The 21377-nt window shown below is 34.4% G+C and carries 18 protein-coding genes and 1 pseudogene; 14 read left to right on the top strand and 5 right to left on the bottom strand.

The window, feature by feature from the left end:
• The first annotated feature begins 15 nt into the window (after nucleotides 1–15).
• The 14 genes and pseudogenes from ACGLWY_RS09955 (at nucleotide 16) to ACGLWY_RS09890 (ending at nucleotide 15014) form a co-directional block, all read left to right on the top strand.
• The gene (locus tag ACGLWY_RS09955; RefSeq protein ID WP_396619525.1) at nucleotides 16–1758 is read left to right on the top strand and encodes a TrkH family potassium uptake protein; all 1743 of its coding nucleotides are present in this window, start codon (nucleotides 16–18) and stop codon (nucleotides 1756–1758) included.
• 13 nt (nucleotides 1759–1771) lie between these two features.
• Nucleotides 1772–2488, top strand: a complete 717-nt coding sequence (locus ACGLWY_RS09950) for a potassium channel family protein (protein WP_396619524.1) — start codon at nucleotides 1772–1774, stop codon at nucleotides 2486–2488.
• 1 nt (nucleotide 2489) lies between these two features.
• Nucleotides 2490–3515: a uroporphyrinogen decarboxylase gene (gene hemE / locus ACGLWY_RS09945; protein ID WP_117173726.1), complete on the top strand. Its 1026-nt coding sequence runs from the start codon at nucleotides 2490–2492 to the stop codon at nucleotides 3513–3515.
• A 226-nt stretch (nucleotides 3516–3741) separates the two neighbouring features.
• Nucleotides 3742–4506, top strand: a complete 765-nt coding sequence (locus ACGLWY_RS09940; RefSeq protein WP_396619523.1) for an EI24 domain-containing protein — start codon at nucleotides 3742–3744, stop codon at nucleotides 4504–4506.
• 662 nt (nucleotides 4507–5168) lie between these two features.
• Nucleotides 5169–6071 (top strand): annotated as a pseudogene (hemF, locus tag ACGLWY_RS09935) (oxygen-dependent coproporphyrinogen oxidase); the annotation flags it as partial.
• A gap of 8 nt (nucleotides 6072–6079) precedes the next feature.
• The gene (locus ACGLWY_RS09930) at nucleotides 6080–6466 is read left to right on the top strand and encodes a YchJ family protein (protein WP_396619522.1); all 387 of its coding nucleotides are present in this window, start codon (nucleotides 6080–6082) and stop codon (nucleotides 6464–6466) included.
• An 11-nt stretch (nucleotides 6467–6477) separates the two neighbouring features.
• Nucleotides 6478–7470, top strand: a complete 993-nt coding sequence (hemB, locus tag ACGLWY_RS09925) for a porphobilinogen synthase (protein ID WP_396619521.1) — start codon at nucleotides 6478–6480, stop codon at nucleotides 7468–7470.
• A gap of 201 nt (nucleotides 7471–7671) precedes the next feature.
• Nucleotides 7672–8631, top strand: a complete 960-nt coding sequence (locus ACGLWY_RS09920; RefSeq protein ID WP_396619520.1) for an Ig-like domain-containing protein — start codon at nucleotides 7672–7674, stop codon at nucleotides 8629–8631.
• Between the two features lie 18 nt (nucleotides 8632–8649).
• Nucleotides 8650–9519, top strand: a complete 870-nt coding sequence (locus ACGLWY_RS09915) for a hypothetical protein (protein ID WP_396619519.1) — start codon at nucleotides 8650–8652, stop codon at nucleotides 9517–9519.
• A 125-nt stretch (nucleotides 9520–9644) separates the two neighbouring features.
• The gene (locus ACGLWY_RS09910) at nucleotides 9645–10763 is read left to right on the top strand and encodes a CNNM domain-containing protein (protein ID WP_396619518.1); all 1119 of its coding nucleotides are present in this window, start codon (nucleotides 9645–9647) and stop codon (nucleotides 10761–10763) included.
• Nucleotides 10763–11236, top strand: coding sequence for a methylated-DNA--[protein]-cysteine S-methyltransferase (locus ACGLWY_RS09905; RefSeq protein ID WP_396619517.1), 474 nt, complete (start codon nucleotides 10763–10765; stop codon nucleotides 11234–11236). The genes ACGLWY_RS09910 and ACGLWY_RS09905 overlap by 1 nt, the downstream gene beginning before the upstream one ends.
• A 237-nt stretch (nucleotides 11237–11473) precedes the next feature.
• Nucleotides 11474–12625: a serine hydrolase domain-containing protein gene (locus ACGLWY_RS09900; RefSeq protein ID WP_396619516.1), complete on the top strand. Its 1152-nt coding sequence runs from the start codon at nucleotides 11474–11476 to the stop codon at nucleotides 12623–12625.
• Nucleotides 12622–13335: a 3'-5' exonuclease gene (locus ACGLWY_RS09895; RefSeq protein WP_396619515.1), complete on the top strand. Its 714-nt coding sequence runs from the start codon at nucleotides 12622–12624 to the stop codon at nucleotides 13333–13335. Before ACGLWY_RS09900 ends, ACGLWY_RS09895 begins: the two co-directional genes overlap by 4 nt.
• Nucleotides 13335–15014 carry an ABC transporter ATP-binding protein gene (locus tag ACGLWY_RS09890; RefSeq protein WP_396619514.1) on the top strand — a complete coding sequence of 560 codons (1680 nt, stop codon included), beginning with the start codon at nucleotides 13335–13337 and terminating at the stop codon, nucleotides 15012–15014. Before ACGLWY_RS09895 ends, ACGLWY_RS09890 begins: the two co-directional genes overlap by 1 nt.
• Before the next feature lie 664 nt (nucleotides 15015–15678).
• Here the strand turns inward: ACGLWY_RS09890 and ACGLWY_RS09885 are convergent.
• The 5 genes from ACGLWY_RS09885 to ACGLWY_RS09865 form a co-directional block, all read right to left on the bottom strand.
• The gene (locus ACGLWY_RS09885; RefSeq protein WP_396619513.1) at nucleotides 15679–16332 is read right to left on the bottom strand and encodes a 3-oxoacid CoA-transferase subunit B; all 654 of its coding nucleotides are present in this window, start codon (nucleotides 16330–16332) and stop codon (nucleotides 15679–15681) included.
• A gap of 93 nt (nucleotides 16333–16425) precedes the next feature.
• The gene (locus ACGLWY_RS09880; protein WP_396619512.1) at nucleotides 16426–17127 is read right to left on the bottom strand and encodes a CoA transferase subunit A; all 702 of its coding nucleotides are present in this window, start codon (nucleotides 17125–17127) and stop codon (nucleotides 16426–16428) included.
• Nucleotides 17128–17215: 88 nt separating this feature from the next.
• The gene (locus ACGLWY_RS09875; RefSeq protein WP_396619511.1) at nucleotides 17216–19543 is read right to left on the bottom strand and encodes a penicillin-binding protein 1A; all 2328 of its coding nucleotides are present in this window, start codon (nucleotides 19541–19543) and stop codon (nucleotides 17216–17218) included.
• A gap of 70 nt (nucleotides 19544–19613) precedes the next feature.
• Complete coding sequence (locus tag ACGLWY_RS09870) at nucleotides 19614–20114, bottom strand: gliding motility lipoprotein GldH (RefSeq protein WP_396619510.1); 501 nt, start codon at nucleotides 20112–20114, stop codon at nucleotides 19614–19616.
• A complete protein-coding gene (locus ACGLWY_RS09865) occupies nucleotides 20101–21360 on the bottom strand; it encodes a stage 0 sporulation family protein (protein WP_396619509.1) in 1260 nt (419 codons plus the stop codon). Before ACGLWY_RS09865 ends, ACGLWY_RS09870 begins: the two co-directional genes overlap by 14 nt.
• Between the last annotated feature and the right edge of the window lie 17 nt (nucleotides 21361–21377).

Below are 21377 nucleotides of genomic sequence, written 5' to 3'. Positions count from 1 at the left end.
GAATAAATCATTACAATGAAAAGAGAATCATTACTCAATTATATTTATCGGTTTTTTGATATCATTGTTCTTTTCTTCATTGTTTTCGATTTTGGTTATGATTTTGACGAAAATTTTACCACAGCACACGTTACGAGCTTAATAATTCTCTTGTTTTTTTTACTGCTTTTTAATGCTTTTAAATTTATTGTTTATAAGTTCAAAAAAGGTAAAAACGTTGCTTTTGTAAACATGATTATTATCTCTGTGTTACTGGTAACTTCTCTTATTGTATCCTTATTTCATATTAAACACGATTATCATTATATTTTACAAAAAGTAAAACCCATTCTTGAGGGTGGATTGATTCTTTACTTTTTATTAAGGTTATTTGTTTTAGTAAGACATATTTACGATGTGTATTTTAATCCTGCTATTGTATTTGTAGGCAGTTTTATGATTTTAGCATTGGCTGGTGCTTTTTTGCTGATGCTGCCAAGTGCCACAACCCATGGCATTAGCTTTACAAATGCTTTGTTTACAGCGACCAGCAGTGTATGTGTTACTGGGTTAGCTGTTTTAGATACAAGTACCGATTTTACCATTATTGGGCAGTCTATTATTTTAGTACTCATACAACTAGGAGGTATTGGTATACTAACCTTTACATCGTTCTTCGCCTTTTTCTTTAGAGGCAGTTCCTCTTTCAAGGAAGGTTTAAACACCAAAGATTTTTTAGCCCATGAAGGATTGAAAGATGTTTTTAGAGTCGCACTAAACGTCGTGGTATTTACACTTGCTGTTGAAATTATTGGAGCCTTATTTATCTATTTTTCAATAACAACCAATCGGGATATAAACAATAGGTTTTTCTTTTCCATATTTCATTCTATCTCGGCATTTTGTAATGCTGGTTTTTCAATATTTTCATCTGGTTTGTTTGACCAAAGTATCCGTTTTAATTACTTATTTCAATGGATTATTATGATTCTTGTTGTTTTTGGAGGTCTTGGACATCACATCATTTTCAATTTTTTCAAGTACATAAAAACTTATATATTAGAATTATTCAGCAAAAAAATAATTCATAAGCGTGTGCCTATTGTAACGCTTAATTCTAAAATAGTTATTTATACCACCATTATTTTATTGTTTGTAGGTTGGGTGTTTTTATTTATTTCAGAATATAACAATACTTTACTAGACCATAAAACCATTTTTGGGAAAATTACCAATGCAGCCTTTGGTTCGGTCACACCGCGAACTGCTGGCTTTAATGTGGTAGATTATACGCAAATGACGATGCCTTCACTATTATTTGTTATATTTTTAATGTGGATTGGGGCATCGCCTGCATCAACTGGTGGTGGTATAAAAACGAGTACCTTTGCATTGGCTACTTTAAATATATTTGCCATTGCCAGAGGAAAAAGTAGAATAGAAATTTTTGGAAGACGCTTTTCGGCCGAATCTACATCAAGGGCCTTTGCTATTCTATGTATTTCGCTTATAATCATTGGCATAGCCATAATGAGTTTATTAATTTTAGAACCTAAAGACACACCGCTTTTAACGGTTGTTTTTGAATGCTTTTCGGCTTATAGTACCGTTGGTTTGAGCTTAAATTTTACCCCAAACCTTACCGAAGCCAGCAAATATGTTATTATTGCCGTTATGTTTATTGGCAGAATAGGAATGCTCAATTTAATGATTGGTCTACTGCGCCAAATAAACCATCAGTTTTATGAGTATCCAAAAGAGAATATTTTAATTAACTAAAAAGTTTAACTGCATGAAAATAATTGTTTTCGGACTTGGAAATTTTGGCATGGCTTTGTCTTTAAGTTTAACCGAAACGGGTAACGAAGTTATAGCTATAGATAAACAAATGGACAAAATTAATCTTGTAAAAGATAAAATTTCGCATGCCATTTGTATGGACTCTACAAATGAATTGGCCTACGAAGCACTGCCTTTAAAAGATGCCGACAAAGTTATTGTTGCCATTGGAGAAAACGAGGGTGCAGCCATCATTACAACCGCCATTATAAAAAAACTTAGTAATGTGAAAATTATCAGCAGGGCCTTATCGCCTATACACGATACGGTGTTAGAGGCCATGGGTATTTACAGCATTGTGCACCCAGAGCAAGATTCGGCAGATAGACTTACCAAACAAATTAACTTTAAATCTACTCTAGAAAATTACCAGTTAGATAATAATTATACCATTTCAGAAGTAAAAGCGAAAAAAGAATTTTACGGCAAAACATTACAGGAATTGGATTCTATAGACAAATACCACCTCACTTTAATTACTATCATTCGCGAAATTGAAAAGAAAAATTTAATAGGAAAGAAAACCATTGTTAAAGAAACCATAGGTCGTACATCGCCTGAAACTTTAGTTCTAGAAAACGACATTTTAGTCGTTTATGGCAATAATAAAGATATTGAAAACTACTGTATGGGCGAAGAAGAATACGATTTAAGAAACAAGAACATTTAAAATGATAAAAAACGATTTATTTTTAAGAGCATTAAAAGGAGAAACTGTACAACGCCCTCCCGTTTGGATGATGCGTCAAGCAGGTCGCTATTTACCAGAATTTATAGCACTTCGTGACAAATATGATTTTTTTACTCGTTGCCAAACACCAGAAATTGCTAGCGAAATCACCGTACAACCCATCCGCCGTTTTGGTATGGATGCTGCCATTCTATTCAGTGATATTTTAGTCATTCCACAGGCTATGAATATTGAGGTGCAAATGAAACCAAATTTTGGACCTTATTTACCTCATCCTGTTCGTACTTCAAAAGATGTCGATAATGTTATTGTTCCCGATGTTAAAGAGTCCTTAGACTACGTGTATCAAGCCATAAAAGCTACTAAAGAATTATTGAATGATGACATTCCCTTAATTGGTTTCGCTGGCTCGCCATGGACAATTCTTTGTTATTGCGTACAAGGCCAAGGCAGTAAAACGTTTGATAAAGCCAAAGAATTTTGCTTTACTAATCCGGTAGCAGCTCATTTATTGCTTCAAAAAATAACCGATACCACTATTGCTTATTTAAAAGAAAAAGTAAAAGCAGGATGTAATGCGGTACAAATATTTGATTCCTGGGGAGGCATGCTTTCGCCAGTAGATTATCAAGAGTTCTCTTGGCAATATATCCAACAAATCATCGATGCATTAAAAGACGATGCTCCTGTTATTGCCTTTGGTAAAGGCTGCTGGTTTGCCCTAAACGATATGGCTAAATCTGGCGCTTCCGCCTTAGGGGTAGATTGGACGTGTTCTGCAAGAAATGCCCGTTATTTAACTGGTGGAAACATTACGCTTCAAGGTAATTTTGATCCAGCACGATTATTATCGCCACCTGCTGAAATCAAGAAAATGGTACACCAAATGATAAACGAATTTGGCAAAGACAAATACATTGTAAACCTTGGTCATGGTATTTTACCTAACATCCCGGTAGAAAATGCTAAGGCGTTTATCGATGCCGTAAAGGAATATAAAGTCTGATTTTTGGGCGTTACCAGAAGGGTCGCGCATTTATTCGTAAGTTGATATTTTAAAATTTGGAACTCATGAATGTAAATATGTCACTATATCTTTTGTTTATAAAGTTTTCGTTATTTTTAATGAACTCTTAGCAAAACAAAAGGATGCCGCTGCAAATGTGAAACATTCACAATTTCCAATTTACAAAATAAAATGCATGAGTAATCGCTAAAGCAAAGAGACCTTTATGATTAAAAATATTATTTCAGGAATACAGGCATATTTCGGAGCCTTTAGTTTAATATCAAAACTAAAACTTTGGAAATACTTTGCTATTCCTATGCTTATAAGCGTTTTGATTGCAATTCTTGTTGCTGTTTTAGCATATAGTCTATCAGATAATATTGGCTACTATATCTCCAAAATTTGGGTTTGGGAATGGGGCAAGGAAACCTTTACTGCCATTAGCAATATTATAGGCGGTTTGTTTGTTGTACTTATAGCACTTATACTTTACAAACATATCATTATGGCATTATCGGCACCATTCATGAGTCCAGTGTCCGAAAAAATTGAAACCCATTTAATAGGCAAAATACATACACATAGATCCACCTCTTTTTCTCAGCAACTTTGGCGAGGTATTCGTATAAATATTAGAAATTTAGGTATGGAGCTTCTTTTAACCATTCCTATTTTACTTTTAGGATTTATCCCTATAATTGGTATTTTTTCAACGGTATTGCTTTTTTTAGTACAAGCCTATTACTCAGGTTTTGGGAATATGGATTATACTTTGGAGCGTCATTTTAAATATAGCGAAAGTGTGCAATTTGTTAGAAAACATCGTGGATTAGCTATTGGAAATGGTATCATATTTATGCTGTTTTTGTTAATTCCTGTGATTGGTGTCATTTTAGTGCTACCACTTTCGGTGACCGCTGCTACTTTAAAAACCGTTGAAATCTTAAATCTTAGAAAAGACCCACAAGGTTTTAACCCTGACCTGTAAGGTTTTCAAAGCCTTGTAGGTCTAAAAAAAGGTCTAAAACAAAAAACATGACATTAGAGACATTAGAAAAAGACTATTGCTATCATATTTTCAACCGGGGAATAAACAGTGGTATTATTTTTCAGAATGAAGCTAACATGTCTTATTTCTTAATTTTAATTGAAAAACATTTAGCAGGAAAAGTTGATGTCATTGCTTACTGCTTAATGAATAATCATTTTCACCTCATTGTTAAATTAATTGAAGATGGTACGGTTGTAAGCCAAGCCTTTTCTAACCTTTTCAACGCTTATGCAAAAGCTTTTAATAAACAACAGAATAGAACAGGAAGCTTGTTTGAAAAACATTTCAAACGAAAAAAAATACTTGATGAAACATATCTAAAAAATAGCATTATATATGTTCATAATAATCCTATAAATCATAAGATAGTAAAATCATTAAAAGATTATTCATTTTCATCTTATAATTACTATTTTTCTAACGAAAACAACAAAAGTATATTATCAAGAAGTGACATTGTAAGACTTTTTGACTCGATCGATAATTTTGATATGGCACATAAAAAACAAAGAAGTGATTTAGACCTACAAGGTTTTGGAAACCTTGCAGGTAATCAAACCGGAGATAATCAAACTAAGGAACAAAACGATGACCCCAACCTCAAAGATAAATTCTATAAATACATACAAACTTTACAAGACACCATCACATCAAAATTGGAAACGGTTGATGGCAAAGCCACCTTTAGAGAAGATATTTGGGAACGACCAGAAGGCGGAGGTGGGCGTACCCGTGTGATTGAAAACGGCCATGTATTCGAAAAAGGGGGCGTTAATATTTCTGGTGTTCATGGAAAACTTCCAAAATCGATGCAAGCCTATTTTAATGTGGGTGATGTCGACTTTTTTGCTTGCGGTTTGAGTTTAGTTTTGCATCCTAAAAACCCAATGGTACCGACAGTTCATGCCAATTGGCGTTACTTTGAAATGTATGATAAACAAGGAAATATTATTGATAACTGGTTTGGTGGCGGACAAGATTTAACACCTTATTACCTGTTCGAAGAAGACGCTATTCATTTTCATAAAACCTGTAAAACGGCTTGTGACAAACATAACCCAGACTTTTATAAAACATACAAAACAAAATGCGACGACTATTTTTGGAATGCACACCGTAACGAAGCCCGTGGCGTTGGAGGTTTGTTTTTTGACTATTGCAAGGCCTCCAAAACCATGTCCATGGAAAACTGGTACAACTTTGTAACCGAAGTTGGGAATAGCTTTCTTGAATGCTACATCCCTATTGTCGAAAAACGCAAAGATTTGCCCTATTCAAAAGAACAAAGAGATTGGCAAGAAATACGTCGTGGACGTTATGTGGAATTTAATTTAGTACACGATAAAGGCACCCTATTCGGACTAAAAACCAATGGGCGTATTGAAAGTATTTTAATGAGTTTGCCGCCACATGTGCAATGGGTTTACGACCATCAACCCGAAGCAGGAAGTGAGGAAGAAAAATTATTGGACGTATTGAAAAAACCAGTTGATTGGATATAAAAAATCACATGAATTGCTATTGTGGAAATACTATCCTTTATTCAGAATGTTGCGGAAAAATTCATCACAACATTTATCAAGCCTTAACGGCAGAACAGTTAATGCGTTCTAGATATAGTGCATTTGTATTAGCTAACGGTGACTATTTAATGCAAAGCCACCATAGTTCCACACGACCAGTTAAAGAAAAAAAAGAAATTATTAAATGGGCTAAATCTGTTCAATGGATAAAATTAGAAGTATTGGAAACTTCAAAAGGAAAACCGGGCGACACCGATGGAATAGTTACATTTAATGCGTATTTTTATGAAAAGGGAAAAGTAGATATCATTCATGAAAAATCAGCTTTTTTAAAAGAAAACAACCATTGGACTTATTTAGGATTAAGTAAATAAAAAATATAATAATGTATCCACTTAGAAGAAACAGACGATTAAGAACCAACGAAGCTATTCGTAGTTTGGTTAGAGAAACCATCATTACTCCAAACGATTTTTTAGTTCCCCTTTTTGTGGTAGAAGGAAGAGGCGTGAAAGATGAGATTCCTTCGATGCCAAATTATTTCCGTTTCAGTTTAGATTTACTGGAAAACGAAGTAAAAGAACTTTGGAAACTGGGTTTAAAATCGGTGTTGTTATTTGTAAAAGTACCCGATAATTTAAAAGATAATAAAGGTACTGAAGCCTTAAACCCTAACGGATTGATGCAGCGTGCCATAAAAACCGTTAAAAATGCCTGTCCAGATATGTTGGTTATGACCGATGTCGCTTTAGATCCATACTCATCTTACGGGCATGATGGTATTATAGAAAATGGTATGATTGTTAATGATGCAACTGTTGATTTGTTGGCTGAAATGAGTGTATCCCATGCCAAAGCAGGTGCCGATTTTGTAGCACCAAGTGATATGATGGACGGACGTATTTTAACCATTCGCGAAGCGTTGGAAGATGAAGGGTTTATCAATACTGGCATCATGAGCTATTCAGCTAAATACGCTTCGGCGTTTTATGGGCCGTTTCGAGACGCTTTAGATTCTGCTCCTGTTGACTTGATTGATATTCCAAAAGACAAAAAAACCTATCAAATGGATTATGCCAACCGTTTTGAAGCCATACGAGAAACCGAAATGGATATTGACGAAGGTGCCGATATCGTCATGGTAAAACCAGGGATTTGTTATTTAGATATTGTAAGAGACATAAAAAATGCCGTTGATGTGCCTGTTGCCGTGTATCAAGTTTCTGGTGAATATGCCATGCTAAAAGCCGCTGCCGAAAAAGGCTGGTTAGATCACGACGCTGTTATGATGGAACAAATTACGGCTATAAAACGTGCTGGAGCTGATATTATAGCAAGCTATTTTGCAAAGGATGTTATTAAACTTTTAAATAAATAATCGATCAAAATATTGTCTTCCTGAGTCTTGATGAAATAAAAATATCTTTTTGCTCAAAGTAGCAAATGGGCTTGATGTGGTAAAATTTTAAATCTACGAACATCTGGTTTCCAATTAAAAAATTAGTCTTTTTTTAACATTTCTGTTCTGTTAATGTAATTATCAACTTATATAAGCGACATAGTATCAAAATGTCATATTATGAGAAAAATACATCTAGTTTTTATTTTAATTACTAGCCTAATTTTATGCAATTGTATCGGTGAAGATATAATAAACGATACCATTCCTGAAGAAATTCGATTTTTGAATCCCGTAGAAAGCATTTCTGCTACTGAAACCTATCAATTGAATGTTAGATATTTTAACAATATTGGAGAAGCAGAAACCGTAAATATAACTTGGTCTAGCGAAGCCCCTTACATTGCTACTGTAGATGCTAAAGGATTAGTTACTGGCATTTCTGAAGGAACAACAAATATAAAAGCACAAGCAATTATAAATAGTAAAACTGTAGAAAATACAATCCCTATAACTATTACTGCGAATAATTCTGAACCAAAACCAGAAGAAATAGTCTTTTTAAACCCAATAGAAAGTATTGCCGTTTCTGAAACCTACCAATATAATGTTGCTTACTATAATGCTTTAGGAGAGAAAGAAGCTGCTAATATTACTTGGTCTAGTGAAAATTCTTCTGTTGCTACTGTTAATACCAATGGTTTAATTACTGGTGTTTCTAAAGGCACAACAAATATAAAAGCTCAAACAGTTGTAAATAATAAAACTATAGAAAGCACTACTTCTGTAACAATAACCGAGGTCGCACAAAATGCAAATACAAAGTCTGGAACTATCGTATCTACAAGTAATTATGCCTTAAAAGGGGATTTTACTTTATCTCAAATAGAAAATTCTAACGACTTAAAATTATCTATCGGCAGTAATTATGAGGTCACAACTAGTTTACCTGGGCTTTATATTTATTTAAGCAATAATCCTAATTCTATTGGTAGTGCCCTTGAAATAGGTCCTGTAACTACTTTTAGTGGTGCGCATTCTTACATAATAAACAACAAAGGTATTAACGATTATTCCTATGTACTATATTGGTGTAAACCCTTTGGTGTTAAGGTGGGCGAAGGGAAAATAAACGATTAATAATTTATTTTTTAAAAAATGATGAATTCAAAAAAAATTCTATTTGTAATAATACTTGCATTTTTATTTTCCAACACCGTTTTTTCACAATGGACAAAAGGAAAAGGTAAAGGATACTATAAATTATCTGCTTGGTATATAGTTGCTGATCAACATTATACAGATACTGGTAAAACTGACCCTAATATTACGAGAAGTCAATTTAATATTAGTCTTTATGGTGAATATGGCATTTCAAATAAATTTGATATTATTAGCTATATTCCATTTTTTTCAAGAGCAGTAGAAAATGATGAAATATCAGGAACTACAGGCCAAATACTATCAAAAGGCGAAGCATTGAATAGTTTTGGAGATATGGAATTAGGTGTGAGATATGGAATATTTAAAACTAAAAATTATGCCTTATCTGCAACTTTAAAACTAGGAATTCCAACTGGCAACAGTTCTGGAGGAAGCGATGGCAGTTTTCAAACAGGTGACGGTGAATTTAATCAACTTATACAAACCACCCTTGGAACATCTTTTAAACTAGGTACAATGCCATCATACGCTAAAACTTATTTAGGTTTTAATAATAGAACCAAAGGCTTTTCTGATGAACTTAGAGCCGGTTTAGAAATAGGTGGTAATATTTTAAAAAATAAATTGTGGCTTATTGGTCGAGTAAATGTTTTAGAATCACTAAAAAACGGCAATTTAAGTGCGGAAAACTTACAAGGAAGCATATTTGCAAACAACATTGAATATGTAAGCTTAGGAGCAGAAGTTGCTTATTATATTAAAAAAAACCTAGGTATTTCTCTTAATTATACAAATCCGGTATCTGGAAAACTTACTTATTCAGCACCTTCAATATCTGGAGGTATCTTTTTAAGTGTTAAATAAGAACTTTTACACCTGTTAGATTTTAAAACCTAATAGGTTTTCTATAAAATAATTGTATTACATACTCTCATAAAAAGAATATTGTAAAATTAATTTCATAGCTTTAATAAAAAAATTAAATCGTTATGGGATTGCTCTTATTTTATGCATCAACCGCTATCATTTTCTCTTTTTGGTGTTCCATTTTAGAGGCCGTTTTGCTAAGCATTACCCCCACATTTATTAATATTAACAAAAAAGAGGGCAAATCGTTTGCCATTATTTTAGAGCATTTTAAAAAAGATATTGACAAACCCCTTATAGCTATTTTAACCTTTAATACGATAGCGCATACTGTAGGCGCTATTTTAGTTGGTGTACAAGCTAAAACTGCCTATGCCAATATTTATGGCAGTAAACAAACACTATTTCTTGGTTTTCCGTTTACCGAAGATGTTATGGTTGGTATCATTTCCACTATAATGACCATCTTAATTTTAATAGCTTCAGAAATAATTCCTAAAACCATTGGCGCCACGTATTGGAAACAATTAGCCAATTTCACAGCTCTAAGTTTAAACCTATTGCTTTTTCCATTAAAATGGACAGGCATTCTTTGGATGCTACAACTAACTACCAAACTTATTGGCGGCAAAGGGCATCATAGTGTTATGAGTCGTGACGGGTTTTATGCCATGACGGAAATTGCTGAAGAAGAAGGTGTTTTTGAAGCTTCTGAAAGTACGGTGATTAAAAATTTATTGACCTTTAAAAACATTCAGGCTAAAGACGTTATGACACCGCGTACTGTTATGAAAACCGTTAGCGAAGACATGACCATTGGGGATTTTTTTAAAGAAAACCAACACATTCGTTTTTCCCGTATCCCCGTATTTCAAGATGAAATCGATAACATTACAGGATTGGTTTTAAAGGACGATGTTTTCAGGGAAATGGCGAATGATAACAACAATAAAAAATTGGTTGATATCAAACGAAATATTATCATTGTCAATCGGTCACTTGCGATTCCAAAATTGCTAGACCAATTGGTAAATAGTAAAAACCATATGGCATTGGTCGTTGACGAATATGGTTCTGTAAGTGGCATTGTTACTATGGAAGATGTTATTGAAACCTTATTGGGATTTGAAATTATGGATGAGAGTGACAACATTGCCGACTTGCAACATTTGGCAAGAAAAAGCTGGGAAGCCCGGGCAAAACGCCTCGGCATTATAGACGATAAAGACCCCATCAACTAATGGAAGAATGCATCATCAAATCGCCTTTAGGTTACACCAAAATTAGTGGTGATACAAATGGTATTTCATCTGTAATCGTTTTAAATTCTGAAGAAAAAATAACGGATATTATTCCTGTTGAACTTGAAGATTGTGTGATGCAACTTAACGAATATTTTGAAGGCACACGCACGCAATTTGACCTTAAACTTAACCCAGAAGGCACCGATTTTCAAAAAACAGTTTGGAAACAACTGGAGCAAATTCCTTATGGAAAAACAGTTTCCTATCTAGAATTATCAAAACAATTAGGCGACGTAAAAGCTATTAGGGCCGTTGCAAATGCCAATGGGAAAAATCCCCTTTGGATTATTGTACCTTGCCATCGGGTTATTGGTAGTGATGGTAGCTTAACAGGTTATGCTGGTGGTTTACACCGTAAGCAATGGTTGCTGGAACACGAAAACCCATACAAACAACAATCTCTCTTTTAGTTTTAGAGCATGCTTAAAAAGGATTGATTGTATCGAAAAATGATGATTTTTGTTCCATATGAAGGCTTTTTTGAACCGCATAGCCGTAGCTATGGGGTGATAAAAAGACAAATATGTGGCAAAAAAGGCATTTTTTTAGCCAATTGAATTTTTTTTAAACATGCTCTTATTTCCATTCTTCCTAAAGTAGGATTACATAAAATATTTCCTATATTTATTTCAATTAAACAACATGAAATGAAATTCCTTAAAAAACTTTTTAAATGGGTCGCTATTTTATTAGGCGTGTTAATAATTGCACTTTACATTACAGATACAGACTATTTGTTAAAAGCCGTTAGAACCATTTATCTAACAGGGCATTCAACCGCTTATTTAGAAGATTATAAGAAATTCGACAACAAGCTTGTAGAAAATGGTAACCCTCAACCTTGGCCAATTCACAAACATTATAATACTGTTAAAGAAACCGATGCTTTAAATGACATCAATAAAACAAACGGCACCATAGCATACGTTATTATAAAAAACGATAGTATTTGGTTTGAAAACTATTATGATGGTTTTGATGAAAACTCTAAAAGCAATTCATTTTCAATGGCGAAAAGTTATGTGTCTGGCCTTATGGGAAAAGCTATTGAACAAGGCTATATAAAAAGTTTAGACCAACCCGTAAGCGATTTTTTACCAACATTTTGTAAGGGTTTAGCAGCAAAAATGACTGTGGGCGATTTATCGAGTATGGCGTCTGGTACGACATGGGACGAAAAGTATTATTCACCATTTTCAATTGTTACACGAGCTTACTTTGATGACGATTTAGAAAAAGTAATGCTAGGATTAAAAGTTGAAGAGGAACCAGGAAAAAAGTTTAAATATTCTAGTGGCGATACGCAAATACTAGCTATGGTTATTGAAAAAGCTACTGGTAAAAAAATGTACCAATATTTAGAAGAAAGTTTCTGGAAACCACTTGGCTGTGAAAATGAAACCTTTTGGCAAGTTGATAGTGAAGACCACGATTTGGTAAAAGCCTATTGCTGTATAGCTAGCAATGCTAAAGATTTTGCACGATTTGGAAAACTATACAAAGATTTTGGTAAATGGAACGGAAAACAAATTTTAGATTCAGTATTTGTTGCAAAATCCATAAAACCGCGTTTTCCTGAAAGCCCACAATACGGCTACGGCTGGTGGTTAAAACAACAAAATGGCAAAGACTTTTTTATGATGCGTGGGCACTTGGGACAATACGTTATTGTAGAACCCAATGATAATGTGATTATTGTTAGGTTAGGACACTCAAAAGGCTCTAACAAAGAGGAGAATTCTTTTACCGAAGATATATCTGTTTACATTGATGAAGCCTATAAAATGCTTGGAAAATGATATCAAAACTTAATCTTGAAAACATATTATTTCTAGATATTGAAACCGTTCCGGAAGTTCAATATTTTTCTGAATTGGATGAAACCAAACAATCGTTGTGGGAACATAAATCGAAATACCAAAGAAAGGAAGACGAAACTGCCGAAGACTTTTACGAACGTGCAGGTATTTGGGCCGAATTTGGTAAAATAGTATGCATTTCGGTTGGGTATTTCACTCTTAAAGGTGATTTAAGACAGTTTAGAGTCACCTCATTTTATGGCGATGAAATTAAAATTTTAAAAGATTTTAAAAACTTGCTATTATCACATTTTAGCGAAACAAAACACTTACTTTGTGCGCACAACGGTAAGGAATTTGACTTCCCATACATTGCTCGTCGCATGATAATTCACAATATAGAGTTGCCTTACAAACTCAATCTATTTGGCAAAAAACCTTGGGAAGTACCACATTTAGACACTTTGGAATTATGGAAATTTGGCGATTATAAAAGCTATACCTCGCTCAAATTACTAACCAATGTTTTAGGTATTCCGTCACCAAAAGATGATATCGATGGTAGTGAGGTTTATAGGGTTTATTATGAAGAAAATGAAATTGACCGTATCGTAATTTATTGCGAAAAAGACACCATTGCCGTTGCACAAATATTTTTACGCCTTCGTGGTGATGCCATTCTTCACGAAAACGAAATTATTCATATATAATGAAGATACACCCCATTTTAACTATTAATGATTTATCTATTGCTTTCGGAAAAAACGAAGTCATTCATCACATGTCCTATCATCTAAACCAAAATGAAATATTAGGTATTGTAGGTGAATCGGGGTCTGGTAAATCGGTATCTTCACTCGCAATTTTAGGACTTCTTCCAAAGAAAATTTCAAAAATAACGTCTGGAACCATTATGTATAATAATGAAGACTTAACAACATTGTCTTCAAAAGCGTTTCAAAATATCCGAGGCAAAAAAATAGCCATGATCTTTCAAGAACCTATGAGTTCTTTAAACCCATCGATGACTTGCGGAAAACAGGTTCAAGAAATCTTATTACAACACACGCATTTATCAAAACAAGAAGCAAAAACAGAAACACTGTCGCTTTTTGAAAAAGTAAAATTACCGAACCCCGAACGTGTTTATAATGCCTATCCTCATGAAATTTCGGGAGGTCAAAAACAACGGGTTATGATAGCCATGGCAATAAGTTGCAAACCCGATATTTTAATTGCTGATGAACCAACAACAGCATTGGATGTTACCGTACAAAAAAACATCATACAGTTATTAAAAGAGTTACAAGTCGAAACAAAAATGAGCATTATTTTTATTACACACGACTTGTCTTTAATTTCAGAAATAGCAAATAGGGTTTTAGTGATGTATAAAGGTGATATTGTGGAACAAGGTGAGGTTTCCAGCATTTTTAAGGCTCCTCAACACCTATATACCAAAGCGCTTATTAATTCACGCCCTTCTTTAAATACGCGGTTAAAAACGCTGCCAACTATTCAAGATTATCTAAATAGTACTACTAAAACCGAGATTATTACTTCTGAAGAACGCCAGCTAAAACACGAAAAATTATATAGCACTCCCCCTTTATTAGAAGTGATTAATGTTGAAAAGATATATTTTTCAAAATCGGGCTGGTTTTCGAAACCACAATCTTTTAAAGCTGTTGATGATGTCAGTTTTAAATTGTACGAAGGCGAAACTTTAGGACTGGTAGGCGAATCGGGCTGTGGCAAATCCACTTTAGGAAATGCCATTCTTCAATTGGATAAAGCCACCGCTGGAAAGATTCTTTATCAAGGTATCGATATTACGAAGCTTTCAAGCTCAGAAATAAAAAAACTTCGAAAAGACATTCAAATTATATTTCAAGATCCGTATTCCTCATTAAACCCTAGAATTCCTGTGGGTGAAGCTATTATGGAACCCATGAAAGTACATAAGTTGTATCGTTCAGATGAAGAACGCAAAGAAAAAACGATTGATATTTTAGATAAGGTAGGTTTGTCTGAAGATTATTTTAACAGATATCCTCATGAGTTTTCGGGCGGGCAAAGACAACGTATTGGAATTGCGAGAACTATTGCTTTACAACCAAAACTTATTGTGTGTGATGAGTCCGTTTCGGCTTTAGATATATCGGTTCAAGCACAAGTTTTAAACTTGTTAAACAACCTTAAGGAAACTTTTGGGTTCACCTATATTTTTATATCGCACGATTTGGCGGTGGTAAAATATATGAGTGATCAACTATTGGTAATGAACCAAGGAAAAGTAGAAGAATTGGACGACGCTGATATTATTTACAGATCGCCCAAAACTGTCTACACTAAAAAATTAATCGACGCTATTCCCAAAGGATTATAGCATAAATAATTTTTTAGTTAAATACACTAAACTTTTGAGGAAACGTAAATTCTCACGAACTGTTTCTTTGAATTTACTCTCGTTAAATGTAGGTTCTTCAGGTAGATTTGCTGCATAATTCATAGGCTTCAAGTTTAGGGTAGATTTGGGGAATCTATTTATTTGGTTTGGTTTATTTGGGGACTGCTAATATGAAATAATTTTTCAATATATCAGTTTAAAAACATAAAAAATCGATAAAACGCGTTTATTTTTAACATTTAGTCGATTTTAAACCATTTTTGTCCGATAAAATTTTTTACCATCCTCTGCAAACACTGTGTTAATGGCTTTTTAAAGATATTACTGATTTGTGTACCATACTTTTAACTTTTAGCAGTTTAACCATGTAATCGTTGAATCGTGTAATCGTTGAATCGTGTATCACAAACTTTATCGGTACATCAAACTTTGAACTTCTAACATTGTACTTTTAACATCTAACTTCGTTAAAATTTATAGAAACTCAGGTTATTTAGCGATTATTAAAACAGAATTGTATCAATTTGTTGTCATTTAGTCTATATGTACAATATTCTATTTTCTTTATTCTATTTTCTTGTAGCAAAGCGGTCTTGAATCTTTAATCGGACGCTAATGATTATAAAGAACTTGCTAAGGCGATTTAGATACTCATTTCAGGAATATCACCTTCTATAATTAAAGTGCCTTCGGTGGCATTCTTTATTTCTTCAACCGAAATTCCGGGAGCACGTTCCAACAGTTTAAAACCTTTATTAGTAACTTCTATAACCGCTAAATTGGTAACTATTTTTTTTACGCACCCCACACCTGTTAATGGTAAAGTGCAACGCTTCAATAATTTGGATTCACCCGCTTTGTTGGTGTGCATCATGGCAACAATAATGTTTTCGGCACTGGCTACTAAATCCATAGCACCTCCCATTCCTTTAACCATACGTCCTGGTATTTTCCAATTGGCTATATCGCCATTTTCGGCAACCTCCATCGCTCCTAAAATAGTTAAATCAACGTGCTTGCCTCGAATCATGGAAAAACTCATGGCAGAGTCAAAAAAACTTGCTCCAGGCAATGTGGTAATGGTTTGTTTACCCGCATTAATAACATCGGCGTCTTCTTCACCTTCAAAAGGAAATGGTCCCATCCCTAATACGCCATTTTCACTTTGGAACTCAACTTCAATATCGTCACGCACATAATTGGCCACCAATGTTGGAATACCAATACCTAAATTTACGTAATATCCGTTTTTTACCTCTTTTGCAATTCGTTTTGCTATACCTGTTTTATCTAACATTTTTTTGAGTTTTAAATGCCTAAAGTATTTAAAGTTATAAGTTAAAATGTCCTTCGAACGAAAACTTTAAATACTTTTAACTTTAGTTCACTTTTAACTTTTTTGTCTCACGGTTCGTTGCTCTATTCGTTTTTCGTATGCTTCGCCTTGGAAAATTCTTTGTACAAAAATACCTGGGATGTGAATTTGGTTGGGATCTAAGCTTCCTAAAGGCACCAATTCTTCAACCTCAGCAACCGTAATTTTAGCAGCGCCACACATAACAGGATTAAAATTCCTAGCAGTTCCTTTAAAAATCAAGTTGCCTGCAGCATCTCCTTTCCACGCTTTTACAAAAGAAAAATCTGCTTTAAAGGCGTGTTCTAATACATACATTTTATTATCAAATTCTCGGGTTTCTTTGCCTTCTGCTACTTCAGTTCCGTAACCTGCAGGGGTATAAATGGCTGGAAAACCTGCCTGTGCTGCTCGACAACGCTCAGCTAGAGTACCTTGTGGAATAAGCTCCACATCCAATTCACCCGAAAGCATTTGACGCTCAAATTCATCATTTTCACCCACATAAGACGATATCATTTTTTTTATTTGATGCTTTTGAAGCAGTAAGCCTAAGCCAAAGTCGTCAACTCCGGCATTATTAGAAATACATGTCAACCCTTTTACGCCTAATTTTACTAATTGGGCAATGGCATTTTCAGGAATACCACTAAGCCCAAAACCACCAAGCATAAAGGTCATATTGTCTGAAACACCCTTGAGGGCTTCTTCTACATTGGCAACTTTTTTATTAATCATTCTTATATCATTTTTTGCTTTTTAAAAATACGAAATAAAAAAGCCATTCTAAAAAGAATGGCTTTTGATTTTTCTATTTAACTCGTTGCTAAAAATTCAAATCGTCTGGTGTACTATCAGAGCCCCCATCATTATTGGTTTCAGACACTTTAGAGCAATCTACATTTATAGAAAGTCTAGAAGGCGCTTCAAAATTACCCGTAGAAACATCTAATGTTTTATCGTCATAACATTTTTTCATAAAGGACCCCCAAATTGGTAATGCCATGGATGCTCCCTGTCCGTATAAAATAGACCTAAAATGTGCTGCTCGATCTTCGGCACCTACCCAAACACCAGTTACTAAATTAGGCACCATGCCCATAAACCAACCATCACTTTGGTTTTGAGTGGTTCCTGTTTTTCCTGCAATAGGGTTCGTAAACCCGTATGGATAGCCTGTAATTACTTCTTTGTAAAATTTATCGGGTGGCCCTGTTCTTCTTAACCTTGCCCCAGAACCATATTGGGTCACACCTTCTAAAAGTTTTACTGTAACATATGCCTCTTCATCTCCTAAAACATCGCGTGTTTCTGGTTTAAATTGATATAGAATGGTACCATTTTTATCTTCAATAGTGGTAACCATTACCGGTTTTGTGTAAACACCCTTATTGGCAAACGCTGCATAAGCACCTACCATTTCGTAAACACTTAAATCCGCAGTTCCTAATGCAATAGATGGTACGGCAGGAATGTCGGATTCTATACCCAATTTTTTAACTAAATCTATTACTGGTTGTGGCCCTACTTGATCCATTAACCGCGCAGTAATCGTATTAACAGAGTTTGCTAAAGCATTTTTTAGAGTTCTTGTACCGCCATATTCTCCTCCAGAATTTTTAGGACACCAATCCTCCATATTTCCATATTTACCTTTTTCTATACAGAAAGGTGAGTCTGAAAATTCATTACAGGGCGAGTAATGCAACTGGTCTATAGCTGTTGCGTAAACAAATGGTTTAAAAGTAGAGCCTACTTGTCGTTTCCCTTGTTTAACCATATCGTATTGGAAATGTCTGTAATTAATACCACCAACCCAAGCTTTTACATATCCTGTTTGAGGATCCATAGCCATCATACCTGTTCTTAAAAAGGTTTTATAGTAACGTATGGAGTCTATAGGTTTCATAATCGTGTCTACCTCGGTAGCTTTTCCTTTTTTCCAAGCAAAAACAGACATTTCGGTAGGTTTGTAAAAGGATGCTACAATGTCTTTATCCGATTTCCCTAAATCGTATTTCATTTTTCTCCAGCGCTCCGATTGTTTCATGGCACTTTTTAACAACGTTTCTATTTCTTCTTTAGATAAATCTATAAACGGCGCTGTTGGATTTTTTTGAGGCGTGTTTTGGCTAAAAAAAGCAGCCTGTAACCTAGACATGTGCTGTTCTACAGCATCTTCAGCATACTTTTGCATGCGATAATCAATGGTCGTATAAATTTTTAAACCATCGTTGTATAAATTCCATTTACTACCATCTGGTTTTGGGTTGTTTTTTATCCAGTCTTTCATAAAACCATCTAAATACCCTCTAAAATAAGTGGCAATACCTTCACGGTGTGATTCTGGTGAATAGTTTAAATCTAAATCGGTTTTTTGAAGCGAGTCTTTCACTTTTTTGTCTATAAAATCATATTTTTCCATTTGCGCCAAAACCACATTTCTCCTTTCTCTTGTTAGCTCTGGACGTTTTCTAGGATTGAATAATGATGAATTCTTAAACATACCCACCAACATGGCAGATTCTTTTAAATTTAAATCTTTGGGTTCCTTTCCAAAATAAATACTGGCGGCACTTCTAATACCATCGGCATTATTTAAAAAATCATAAATGTTAAAATACTGGGCGATAATCTCTTCTTTGGTGTATTGGCGTTCTAAACGGGTGGCAATAATCCATTCTTTAATTTTTTGGGTCATCCTACCCAATTTATTTTTAGAACCTTCACCATGAAAGAGTTGTTTTGCTAATTGTTGCGATATAGTACTGGCACCACCGCCACTACCTAATTTTACAATAGCTCTTAAGGTGCCAAAAGCATCAATCCCGGAATGGTCGTGAAAACGCGCATCTTCAGTAGCAATTAAGGCATCAATTAAATGTTGGGGTAATTCGTCATATTCAACAGGTATTCTATTATCGTTTAAATAGAATTTACCTATGGTTTTTCCATCAGAAGAAATAATTTCGGCAGCTAAATTTGTTTTAGGGTTTTCTAAAACTGTATGGTCTGGCATCTCGCCAAAAAGCCCCCAAGAAGCTAATAAAAACATTAATATTGCAAACAGGATACCTCCTGTAAATAGCATCCAAAACCAACGGATGAATTTTGAAAAGTCTTGGTTTTTTGGTGTTTGTTCTTTTGTTGCCATTTAACTCTTTATATTAAATACTTCTCGATACAATTCCGATAAAATCAAAATCACTCGAAGTGACATTTAGTTAATCGTTATTTTTTACTAGGTTTTCAATTCTAAAGCCCACATCAGTAATACCTTCAAGCTCTACAACGCCATTAACTTTTCCGTTTTCTCTCATAGCATGTTGAATATTAACCACATAATTTCCTTTTTCTTTAAAAACAACCTGCTCTTTGTACCAAAGCTTATTCTCTTTAATATCGGCTAATCCAGTGCCTAAAAACTTCCCTGATGGGTCTGCCATTTTATATTCTAAAGTGTCTGTTACTGTTTTTCCATGCGGAAATACCATTTCAACAATTAGAAATAAATTGTTGTATTTATAGGCATTTGTGTTTCTTAAATTTACGAATAAATCGTAGGCATTTATAGAGTCTGGTGGTGTTATAGTAAAACTAACAACAGAGTCTTTATGCCACTTGTTTGGTACGGGTTGATATACATCAAATACACGATTAGGGTCACAAGATGTAAACATAATAAAAACTAATAATAAAAATAACGGAATATTATTTCTCAACATTTTTAGTGTTTTGAGGTTTATTTCTATTTTTCTTGTTTCTATTATTACTTTTTTTAACACCTTGATCTTGGCTTGTGTTTTTTTCAGATGTAGTGCTTTTATTTCCCCGATTATCTTTACGTTTATTGTTTTTACGTTTTTTATTAGGTTTTGGACTATCAAAACGTGTTAAACTATCTTGACCTACAACGTTTTCAAACTCGGTTTTAGTATTTTCTTCGGTAAGTTCCGAAGCATATTCTTCCAAGCTAGCGACCTTTTGGTTTTTCTTATTTAAAGCAATAATTTCGTTAGCTTGTTCGGTAGTTATTTTATGCCAATTAGCCCATTCACCTTCGTAGGCATACCACATGTGTCCTTTAAAAATATCGGTTTTTTGGCATACTGCAGTTCCTTTTTCGGTTTGCAGTTTTATTTCGGTTTTCGGGAAACTTTTTAAAGCATCAAGATAACTATCCAGCTCATAATTTAAGCAACATTTAAGTTTGCCACATTGTCCTGCTAACTTTAACGGGTTCAAGGACAATTGCTGGTAACGGGCTGCCGAGGTACTTACCGAACGAAAATCTGTTAACCAAGTAGAGCAACATAATTCGCGCCCACAAGAGCCAATACCACCAAGTCTTGATGCTTCTTGACGAAACCCTACTTGTTTCATTTCAATACGCGTTCTAAACTCTCGTGCGAAAACCTTAATAAGCTCTCTAAAATCCACACGCTCTTCAGCGGTGTAATAAAAAGTTGCTTTACTGGCATCGCCTTGAAATTCGATATCAGAAATTTTCATCTGCAACTTTAAATCAATCGCAAATTGACGTGCGCGTACCTTCATAGGTTCTTCTCTATCACGTGCATCTTTCCAAATATCAATATCTTTTTGACTTGCTTTTCGGTAAATTTTAAGAATTTCTTCGGGAGTTTCTGAGATGTTTTTGCGTTTCATTTGAACACGTACCAATTCACCTGCAAGGGTAACCATTCCTATATCATGACCCGATTGGGCTTGTGTAGCCACAACATCACCTATACTTAAAGTTAAATTATCGGTATTGTGATAGTATTCTTTTCTTCCGTTTTTAAAACGTACTTCAACCCAACTAAATGGTTTCTCGCCATTAGGAAGCGACATGTTGGCTAACCAATCGAAAACCGTTAGTTTATTACAACTATCGGTGCCGCAAGTGCCATTATTTTTACATCCTTTAGGTTGACCGTCTTTACCAGTTGAACAACTGTTACAAGCCATAAGTTTTTATATATTGA

Origin of the sequence: Mariniflexile sp. HMF6888 (genome assembly GCF_044335535.1) — a bacterium.
In the GTDB taxonomy this organism is placed as follows: Bacteria; Bacteroidota; Bacteroidia; order Flavobacteriales; family Flavobacteriaceae; genus Mariniflexile.
This window is presented reverse-complemented; position numbering and strand designations above follow the sequence as displayed.

What these genes read in the sequence shown, in the direction of transcription:
- ACGLWY_RS09955 (WP_396619525.1), top strand. Translation starts at nt 16, where the DNA reads ATGAAAAGAGAATCATTACTCAATTATATTTATCGGTTTTTTGATATC.
- ACGLWY_RS09950 (WP_396619524.1), top strand. Translation starts at nt 1,772, where the DNA reads ATGAAAATAATTGTTTTCGGACTTGGAAATTTTGGCATGGCTTTGTCT.
- hemE (WP_117173726.1), top strand. Translation starts at nt 2,490, where the DNA reads ATGATAAAAAACGATTTATTTTTAAGAGCATTAAAAGGAGAAACTGTA.
- ACGLWY_RS09940 (WP_396619523.1), top strand. Translation starts at nt 3,742, where the DNA reads ATGATTAAAAATATTATTTCAGGAATACAGGCATATTTCGGAGCCTTT.
- ACGLWY_RS09930 (WP_396619522.1), top strand. Translation starts at nt 6,080, where the DNA reads ATGAATTGCTATTGTGGAAATACTATCCTTTATTCAGAATGTTGCGGA.
- hemB (WP_396619521.1), top strand. Translation starts at nt 6,478, where the DNA reads ATGTATCCACTTAGAAGAAACAGACGATTAAGAACCAACGAAGCTATT.
- ACGLWY_RS09920 (WP_396619520.1), top strand. Translation starts at nt 7,672, where the DNA reads ATGAGAAAAATACATCTAGTTTTTATTTTAATTACTAGCCTAATTTTA.
- ACGLWY_RS09915 (WP_396619519.1), top strand. Translation starts at nt 8,650, where the DNA reads ATGATGAATTCAAAAAAAATTCTATTTGTAATAATACTTGCATTTTTA.
- ACGLWY_RS09910 (WP_396619518.1), top strand. Translation starts at nt 9,645, where the DNA reads ATGGGATTGCTCTTATTTTATGCATCAACCGCTATCATTTTCTCTTTT.
- ACGLWY_RS09905 (WP_396619517.1), top strand. Translation starts at nt 10,763, where the DNA reads ATGGAAGAATGCATCATCAAATCGCCTTTAGGTTACACCAAAATTAGT.
- ACGLWY_RS09900 (WP_396619516.1), top strand. Translation starts at nt 11,474, where the DNA reads ATGAAATTCCTTAAAAAACTTTTTAAATGGGTCGCTATTTTATTAGGC.
- ACGLWY_RS09895 (WP_396619515.1), top strand. Translation starts at nt 12,622, where the DNA reads ATGATATCAAAACTTAATCTTGAAAACATATTATTTCTAGATATTGAA.
- ACGLWY_RS09890 (WP_396619514.1), top strand. Translation starts at nt 13,335, where the DNA reads ATGAAGATACACCCCATTTTAACTATTAATGATTTATCTATTGCTTTC.
- ACGLWY_RS09885 (WP_396619513.1), bottom strand. Translation starts at nt 16,332, where the DNA reads ATGTTAGATAAAACAGGTATAGCAAAACGAATTGCAAAAGAGGTAAAA.
- ACGLWY_RS09880 (WP_396619512.1), bottom strand. Translation starts at nt 17,127, where the DNA reads ATGATTAATAAAAAAGTTGCCAATGTAGAAGAAGCCCTCAAGGGTGTT.
- ACGLWY_RS09875 (WP_396619511.1), bottom strand. Translation starts at nt 19,543, where the DNA reads ATGGCAACAAAAGAACAAACACCAAAAAACCAAGACTTTTCAAAATTC.
- ACGLWY_RS09870 (WP_396619510.1), bottom strand. Translation starts at nt 20,114, where the DNA reads ATGTTGAGAAATAATATTCCGTTATTTTTATTATTAGTTTTTATTATG.
- ACGLWY_RS09865 (WP_396619509.1), bottom strand. Translation starts at nt 21,360, where the DNA reads ATGGCTTGTAACAGTTGTTCAACTGGTAAAGACGGTCAACCTAAAGGA.